Here is a 7,025-nt window from a genome sequence, read left to right as displayed (position 1 = left end):
TGCGCGTGATAGGGGGTGATTTCTTCTTGTACGAACCGGCGGACCGATGCCCGGAACATTTCGTGGTCTTCGTTGAATACGGTGCGTTTGAACATGTGCGACGCCTCCTCCTGCGAATCTGTTGCGCGGCCTGTCAGGCCTTGCACTTTAACCGATTAGTAATTCGCACATGAACAATAATCAAACTAATAAACCGCAGGAGGAAGACTTTCAGGGGATTAGGGGGCAATATCCTGTCACAAGGTTAGCAAAACACCGCCAACCAGGCCGGTCAGGACCACGATCCAAGGGGGGCTGCGCCAAGCAATCAGCAGGGTGAAACAGAACAGCGCCAGCGCAAAATCCTGCATGTGCCGGATCGCTGTTGTGAACAGAGGATCGTAAAGGGCCGCCCCAAGGATACCGACAACGGCGGCATTGGCCCCCTGCATGGCGGATTGTGCCCAGCCGTGGCAGCGCAGGGCGGCCCAAAACGGCAAGACGCCGATCAGCAGCAAGAAACCCGGCAAAAATATTGCGACCAGCGCCACGGCAGCACCGGACCAGCCACCGACACCAGCCCCCAGATAGGCGGCAAAGGTGAACAGAGGCCCCGGCACAGCCTGTGCGGCACCGTATCCGGCTAAAAAGCTGTCATGGGGGATCAGGTTTGGCACCAGTTCCGATTCCAGCAAGGGTAAAACCACATGCCCGCCGCCAAACACCAGCGCCCCGGCGCGGTAAAAACTGTCGAACAGTGAAAGGCTGGGTGATATACCAGCCAAAATCGGCAGTCCGATCAGCAAAATGCCGAAAAGCCCCAAACAGATCAGGGCGACGGGGCGGGGGATGTTCAGGGGCAGGGGGGACGTTTTCTGGGCGTCACCGCGCAGTAAGGCCCATCCTGCGATTGCCCCGGTCAGAATGGCAATGGGCATGGCATAGGGGGCGGGCAGCGTGGCCAATATGCCCGCGGCCAGAACCGCGATCGTGGCCCGGTCACGATCAGGGCACAGGCTGCGGGACATGCCCAACACCGCTTGGGCCACGATTGCCACCGCCACCAGTTTTAATCCGGCCAAGGCGCCTGCGCTATAGGGGGCAGACAGGTGCGTTGCGGCAAAGGCAAACAGGACCAACGCCACCGCTGACGGCAGGGTAAATCCCACAAATGCCGCGACTGCCCCCAAAGGCCCGGCCCGAAGCCATCCCAAGGCAAGCCCCATCTGGCTGGATGCAGGGCCGGGTAAAAACTGACACAAGGCCAGAAGATCGGCAAAGTTTTCGTCTTTCAGCCACCGATGACGTAAAACGAAAGCATCGCGGAAATATCCGATATGGGCAATCGGTCCCCCAAAAGACGTAAGGCCAAGCCGCAGAAAGGTCAGGAAAACCTCGGTCACGGTTCCATTGGGTTTCATTGGCCTGCGATGCTCCTGTTCGGGTCCGCCATAGGGTTGGTGCGAAGTCTTACTGTTTGGTTATGACACTTAAATATTTGCGGTTTTGTGTTCTTTTTTGGGGAAAATATCTTGGGGGTGAAGGTTGGAAGTCAAAGAATTCCAACCGAGGGGGCAAAGCCCCCTTTTACCCGCCCGCCGCAGGCGATCCCGATCAAAGCGATGCGGCGGCACGGCTGGCCTGATCGTATTGCCCAGACAGGGCGCGCAAGGATCGGGCGATGTTGCGTAATTCCGCCCCGCTCAGATCGGTGCGCCCGACCGCGTCCAGCAGACATTGGCGGCGAATATCCCGATAGGCGCGGCACAGGTCCGCCCCGGTGTCCGAGGTGGCATAAAACACTTCCTTGCCTTGCTTGTCGGACACGATCAGTCCCGCTTTCAACAGTTTGCGCAGGCCATAATTGACGGTATGGCTGTCTTCGATATTCAGCAGGAAACAAATATCGGTCAGGCGCTTTTTGCGGTCGCGGTGGTTGACGTTGTGCAGGATCAGAATGTCCAGCGGGTTCAGGTCCGGTTGCCCCGCCGCAGCCATGCAGCGCGTCATCCAGCGCGAAAACGCGTTATAGGCAAGGATTAGGCCGAATTCGAATTCCGAAACCTCCCAGCCTTCGCCTTCGGCCAGATGTCGGGAAGAAACGATTCTGCGGTCGTCTGGCGAAGTGGTCATGGATGACATCCCGAAAACGTTGATGATTTGCATATAAATTACGCGCGAAAAATGGCGTGGACAAGCCAAGACCGGATCAGGGGCGGCTAAAATTCTGATGCCGCTTGGAAAAATATCAGGAAAATCAAAGCCTGATTGGTCGAGGCGGCGTGCGTGTCAACGGCATGAACTGCACCTGACGCATTAGCACGATAATAAAACGTTGACAAATTGTCATCGTTTGGTGACGCTCTTGCCATTGGAATACATTCCAGTTCAACGGAGAGCGAAAATGAAACTGTTCAAAACCATTGGCGGTGCGGCGTTTGCCGTGGCGTCCCTTGCGCTTCAGGCTCAGGCCGATACGTGGGATATGCCCACGCCTTACCCGGATGCCACCTTTCACACCGTGAATATCCACGACTTTGCCAAGGACGTGGCCGAAAAGACCGGCGGCAAGCTGGACATCAAGGTGCATTCCGCCGGATCGTTGTTCAAACACCCCGAAATCAGCAAGGCCGTGCGCAGCGGTCAGGTGCCGGTTGGCGAATTTTTCCTGTCGCTGCTGAACAACGATAACTCAGCCTTTGGTGCGGATTCGCTGCCGTTTCTGGCGACCAGCTATGATGACGCGGCAAAGCTGTGGGCGGCACAAAAGCCGATCGTGGAAAAGCTGCTGGATCAACAGGGTTTGATGCCGCTTTACGCTGTGCCGTGGCCGCCGCAGGGGCTGTACACCACCAAGGAAATCAAAACGGTTGAGGACCTGAAAGGGCTGAAATTCCGCACCTATAACGCCACGCTGGAACAATTCGCCACGCTGGCGGGCGCGGCCCCCACGCAGGTCGAAGTGCCGGACATTCCCCAAGCCTTTACCACGGGCCGGGTCGAGGCGATGATCACCTCGCCTTCGACCGGGGCCAATTCCAAAGCCTGGGATTTCCTGTCGCATTACACCGATATTCAGGCCTGGTTGCCGAAAAACATCGTGGTGGTGAACAAGCGGTCCTTCCGTCGTCTGGACGCCGATGTGCAGGCTGCCGTTCTGGAAGCTGCTGCCGCCGCTGAAACCCGCGGCTGGGAAATGAGCAAAGCAGAAACCGCGGCCAAGGTGGACATTCTGAAAGCAAACGGCATCACCGTTGTTGAACCTTCGGCCGAGCTGATGGCGGGTCTGAAGGCCATCGGCGCTCAGATGCTGGAAGGCTGGAAAGCCAACGCAGGGGCCGAAGGCGAAGCCTTGCTGAAAGCATACGGCAACTAAGACGATGATCCAACGGGCGGCGCGACAGCCGCCCGTTTCCTATCGGAGGGACGCAGATGCGGCGCAGTCTGACCATACTATACACATTCAGCGGGGCGCTGGCGGCGCTTTGCATTCTGTCTATCACCGGGCTGGTTTTCGCGCAGGTCTGCCTGAACCTGGTGGATAAGCTGGCGGTTCTGTTTGCGGGGCAGGCGATTGGGCTGACGATCCCGTCCTATTCCGATTTTACCGGGTTTTTGCTGGCGGCTTCGACCTTTCTGGGGCTGGCCTATACGCTGCGGGCGGGCGGCCATATCCGGGTGACGCTGGTCACGGGGCTGTTGGGCGACAAACCTCGGCGCTGGGTGGAAACGGCGGTTTTGATCGCGGCGCTGACGATGGTGGCCTATGGCTCGGTCTATATGGGCCTGTTGGTCGCCGAAAGCCACGAATTCGGTGACCGCACGTCGGGCATGGTGGCCTTGCCGTTGTGGCTGGTGCAGATGCCCGTTGCCGTGGGGCTGGCGGTGCTGACGATTGCGCTGCTGGATGAATTGATCTGCAACCTGATGGGATTGCCCGCCTCTTACGAAGGCAAGGGCGAAAACCTGCTGAACGAGTGATCCGATGAGCATCCTGACCCTTTCGATTATCCTGTTCGTTCTGCTGTTCGCCTTCCTTGGGTCCGGCCTGTGGGTGGCCCTGTCGCTGTTGGGCGTGGGCATGGCTGCGATGGCGCTGTTTACCGATGCGCCGCTGGGGCTGGTCATGGCGACCACCATTTGGGGGCATGGCAATTCATGGGCGCTGGCCGCATTGCCGCTGTTTATCTGGATGGGGGAAATCCTGTTCCGGTCCAAACTGTCCGAGGATATGTTCACCGGCCTGTCGCCGTGGATGAACCGGCTGCCGGGGCGGTTGCTGCATGTGAATATCTTTGGCTGCGGAATTTTCGCGGCGGTCAGCGGATCATCGGCGGCCACGGCGGCCACGATTGGCAAGCTGTCCATTCCCGAACTGTCCAAGCGCGGCTATCCCGAAAAGATGGTGATTGGCACGCTGGCCGGATCGGCCACGCTGGGGCTGCTGATCCCGCCGTCGATTATCCTGATCGTATACGGTGTCGCGACCGAGCAATCCATCGCCCGGCTGTTCGTGGCGGGCATCCTGCCGGGGTTGCTGCTGGTGTCGCTGTTCGTGGGCTATGTGGCGATTTGGGGCATGATGAACAAAGACAGCCTGCCCAGCGAAGGCACCACCTATAGCTTGCGCGAAAAGCTGTATCATTCGCGCCGTTTGTTGCCGGTGATGGGGCTGATTGCCGGGGTAATCGGTTCAATCTATGCCGGGATCGCGTCGCCCACCGATGCGGCTGCGGTCGGGGTTGTGCTGGCCTTGGTACTGTCGTGGTCCTCGAGGTCGTTGAACTGGCAAACCTTCCGCGAGGGGCTGATGGGCGCGATGGTCACGTCCTGCATGATTGCCTTTATTCTGGCGGGGGCGTCGTTTTTGACCGTGGCAATGGGGTTCACGGGGATTCCCCGGCTGCTGGCTGAATGGATCGGCGGCATGAACCTGTCCACCTATACGCTTCTGGCGGCGCTGACGGTGTTTTTTGTCATCATGGGCTGCTTTCTGGATGGCATTTCGGTGGTAGTGCTGACGACCTCGGTCATCATGCCGATGGTGCAGAAGGTGGGGATTGATCCGCTGTGGTTCGGGATTTTCGTGGTGATCGTGGTGGAAATGTCCCAGATCACGCCACCTGTGGGGTTTAACCTGTTCGTGCTGCAATCGCTGACCGGGCGCAATATCCTGACCGTGGCGCGAGCGGCGTTGCCGTTCTTTATGTTGATGCTGCTGGCGCTGGCGATCATCGTGGTGGTCCCCGAAATCGTGACCTTCCTGCCCGAGGCGATGTAACCCCATGACGGATAAGACAGAACAATACTGGCCCCGCATCCGCACCGTTGGGTTCGACGGGATGTTGGTCAGCTTTGGCGACGGGTTAAGCGAACCGGCCAACCGCGCGGCGCTGGCCTTTCGGGCGGCGGTGGAAGCCGCGGGCTGGGACGGGATCGAAGAAAGCGCGACATCGCTGGTATCGTGTTTCGTGCGGTTCGATCCGCTGGCATGGGGGCATGATCTGGTGCGGGCGGATTTGTCCGGGTTATTGGCCGAACGTGACTGGTACGCCGCTGATCTGCCGCAAGGGCGGCGGCTGTGGCGTATTCCTGCGGTCTGGGGAACGGATCTGGCCCCGCAACTGGAAGAAGCCGCAACTGCCGCAGGGCTGAGCGTGAAAGACGCCATTCAATCGCTGTCCACATCACGGGTGCGGGTGCAGACTATCGGGTTTGCCCCCGGTCAGCCCTATCTGGGGGAATTGCCCGCCTGCTGGGACATCCCGCGCCAACAAGCGCTGACCGCGCGTATCCCCGAAGGGGCGTTGGCCGTGGCGATCCGGCAATTCGTGCTGTTTTCGGTGGCCACGCCAACGGGGTGGCGCCATGCGGGGCAAACCGCGATCAAACTGTTCCGCCCCGAAAGCGATACGCCCTTTGTGCTGCGACCGGGGGACGAGGTGCTGTTTCCCGCTGTCAGCCGGGAAGAATTTGAAAATATCCGTGCGGCGGGCGATCCCGATGGCGGCGCAGTGTCCGAGGTGATCCAATGACGCGCACCCTGACACTTCGCAAGGCGGGGCCGGGCCTGTCGGTGCAGGATATGGGCCGTCCGGGCAATCTGGTTTACGGGCTGTCGCGCGGTGGTGCTGCCGATCCGCTGGCCTTGGCCGAAGGGGCGGCGCTGTTGTCGCAATCCCCTGATCTGCCGGCGGTGGAAATGGCCGGAATGGGCGGTGACTTTGTGGCGGATTGCGATCTGCGGCTGGCCCTGACCGGCGCGGAAATGCGGGCCACGCTGGACGGTACGCCGCTGGTTTGGAATGCCAGCCATGACTGGCCCAAGGGGGCGATGCTGTCCATTGGGGCGGCGCGCACCGGCAGCTATGGCTACCTGCATGTCGGCGGCGGGATTGATGTGGCGGAACAACTGGGGGCGCGGTCTGCGCATCTGGGGGCCGGGTTGGGCCGCTTGCTAAGCGAGGGCGAGTGCCTGCCCGTCGGGGCTGATCCGGTCAAAGAGGTGGGCCGCATTCTGACGCCCGAACCGCGTTTCGGCGGCGGCGAAGTGCGGGTTCTGCCCAGTTTGCAAACCGACCTGTTCCCGCCCGATGTGTTGGCCCGGTTTCAGGACACGGATTTTCACCGCGATATGCGGGGCAACCGTATGGGGGTTCGGATGAACTCGGACGGTCCGGGGTTCCTGATTGATGGCGGTTTAACGGTGTTGTCCGAGGTCATCGTGCCCGGTGATATTCAGGTCACGGGGGACGGTGCGCCCTTTGTTTTGCTGGCGGAATGTCAGACCACGGGGGGGTATCCGCGTATCGGCACGGTGTTGCCCTGTGACCTGCCAAAGGTCGCGCAGGCTCAACCGGGGGCGGGGGTGCGGTTCCGCTTTGTGACATTGGACCAAGCGGTCGAGGTTGAAACCCGCGCCCGTGCAACCGCCAAGGGATTGCGGGGCAAGGTTCAGCCGTTGGTGCGCGATCCGCACGATATTCCTGACCTGCTGTCCTATCAATTGATCAGCGGCGCAATCGCCGGAAACGAGGAGATGTGAA

Annotated in this window: 7 protein-coding genes; 5 read left to right on the top strand and 2 right to left on the bottom strand. The window is 60.2% G+C overall.

Annotation, left to right across the window (positions count from 1 at the left end; all coding sequences use genetic code 11):
* Positions 1-236: 236 nt before the first annotated feature.
* Together chrA and FN828_RS18670 are read right to left on the bottom strand one after the other, a co-directional pair.
* Positions 237-1,400, bottom strand: a complete 1,164-nt coding sequence (gene chrA, locus FN828_RS18675) for a chromate efflux transporter (protein WP_142494864.1) — start codon at positions 1,398-1,400, stop codon at positions 237-239.
* Positions 1,401-1,593: 193 nt separating this feature from the next.
* Positions 1,594-2,112, bottom strand: coding sequence for a winged helix DNA-binding protein (locus tag FN828_RS18670; RefSeq protein WP_185959092.1), 519 nt, complete (start codon positions 2,110-2,112; stop codon positions 1,594-1,596).
* Positions 2,113-2,383: 271 nt separating this feature from the next.
* Between FN828_RS18670 and FN828_RS18665 the strand changes: the two genes are divergently transcribed.
* From FN828_RS18665 to FN828_RS18645, 5 genes are read left to right on the top strand one after another with little or no spacing between them, the layout of a single operon-like run.
* Positions 2,384-3,355, top strand: coding sequence for a TRAP transporter substrate-binding protein (locus FN828_RS18665; RefSeq protein ID WP_142494863.1), 972 nt, complete (start codon positions 2,384-2,386; stop codon positions 3,353-3,355).
* A 56-nt stretch (positions 3,356-3,411) separates the two neighbouring features.
* The gene (locus tag FN828_RS18660; RefSeq protein ID WP_142494862.1) at positions 3,412-3,960 is read left to right on the top strand and encodes a TRAP transporter small permease; all 549 of its coding nucleotides are present in this window, start codon (positions 3,412-3,414) and stop codon (positions 3,958-3,960) included.
* Positions 3,961-3,964: 4 nt separating this feature from the next.
* The gene (locus FN828_RS18655; RefSeq protein WP_142494861.1) at positions 3,965-5,260 is read left to right on the top strand and encodes a TRAP transporter large permease; all 1,296 of its coding nucleotides are present in this window, start codon (positions 3,965-3,967) and stop codon (positions 5,258-5,260) included.
* A gap of 4 nt (positions 5,261-5,264) precedes the next feature.
* Positions 5,265-6,014 (top strand): 5-oxoprolinase subunit B family protein, encoded by a 750-nt coding sequence (locus tag FN828_RS18650; RefSeq protein WP_142494860.1) that lies wholly within the window; start codon positions 5,265-5,267, stop codon positions 6,012-6,014.
* On the top strand, positions 6,011-7,024 hold the full coding sequence (locus FN828_RS18645; RefSeq protein ID WP_142494859.1) for a 5-oxoprolinase subunit C family protein: 1,014 nt from the start codon (positions 6,011-6,013) through the stop codon (positions 7,022-7,024). The genes FN828_RS18650 and FN828_RS18645 overlap by 4 nt, the downstream gene beginning before the upstream one ends.
* Position 7,025 lies beyond the last annotated feature (1 nt).

This window comes from Thalassovita litoralis (genome assembly GCF_900182725.1).
Lineage (GTDB): Bacteria > Pseudomonadota > Alphaproteobacteria > Rhodobacterales > Rhodobacteraceae > Thalassobius > Thalassobius litoralis.
The sequence above is the reverse complement of the archived record's forward strand: the minus strand, read 5'-3'. Positions and strand labels throughout refer to the sequence as shown.

Bases quoted from the DNA above. Each gene is read 5' to 3' on its own strand.
- FN828_RS18660 (WP_142494862.1), top strand. From the start codon at position 3,412: ATGCGGCGCAGTCTGACCATACTATACACATTCAGCGGGGCGCTGGCG.
- chrA (WP_142494864.1), bottom strand. From the start codon at position 1,400: ATGAAACCCAATGGAACCGTGACCGAGGTTTTCCTGACCTTTCTGCGG.
- FN828_RS18665 (WP_142494863.1), top strand. From the start codon at position 2,384: ATGAAACTGTTCAAAACCATTGGCGGTGCGGCGTTTGCCGTGGCGTCC.
- FN828_RS18670 (WP_185959092.1), bottom strand. From the start codon at position 2,112: ATGACCACTTCGCCAGACGACCGCAGAATCGTTTCTTCCCGACATCTG.
- FN828_RS18645 (WP_142494859.1), top strand. From the start codon at position 6,011: ATGACGCGCACCCTGACACTTCGCAAGGCGGGGCCGGGCCTGTCGGTG.
- FN828_RS18650 (WP_142494860.1), top strand. From the start codon at position 5,265: ATGACGGATAAGACAGAACAATACTGGCCCCGCATCCGCACCGTTGGG.
- FN828_RS18655 (WP_142494861.1), top strand. From the start codon at position 3,965: ATGAGCATCCTGACCCTTTCGATTATCCTGTTCGTTCTGCTGTTCGCC.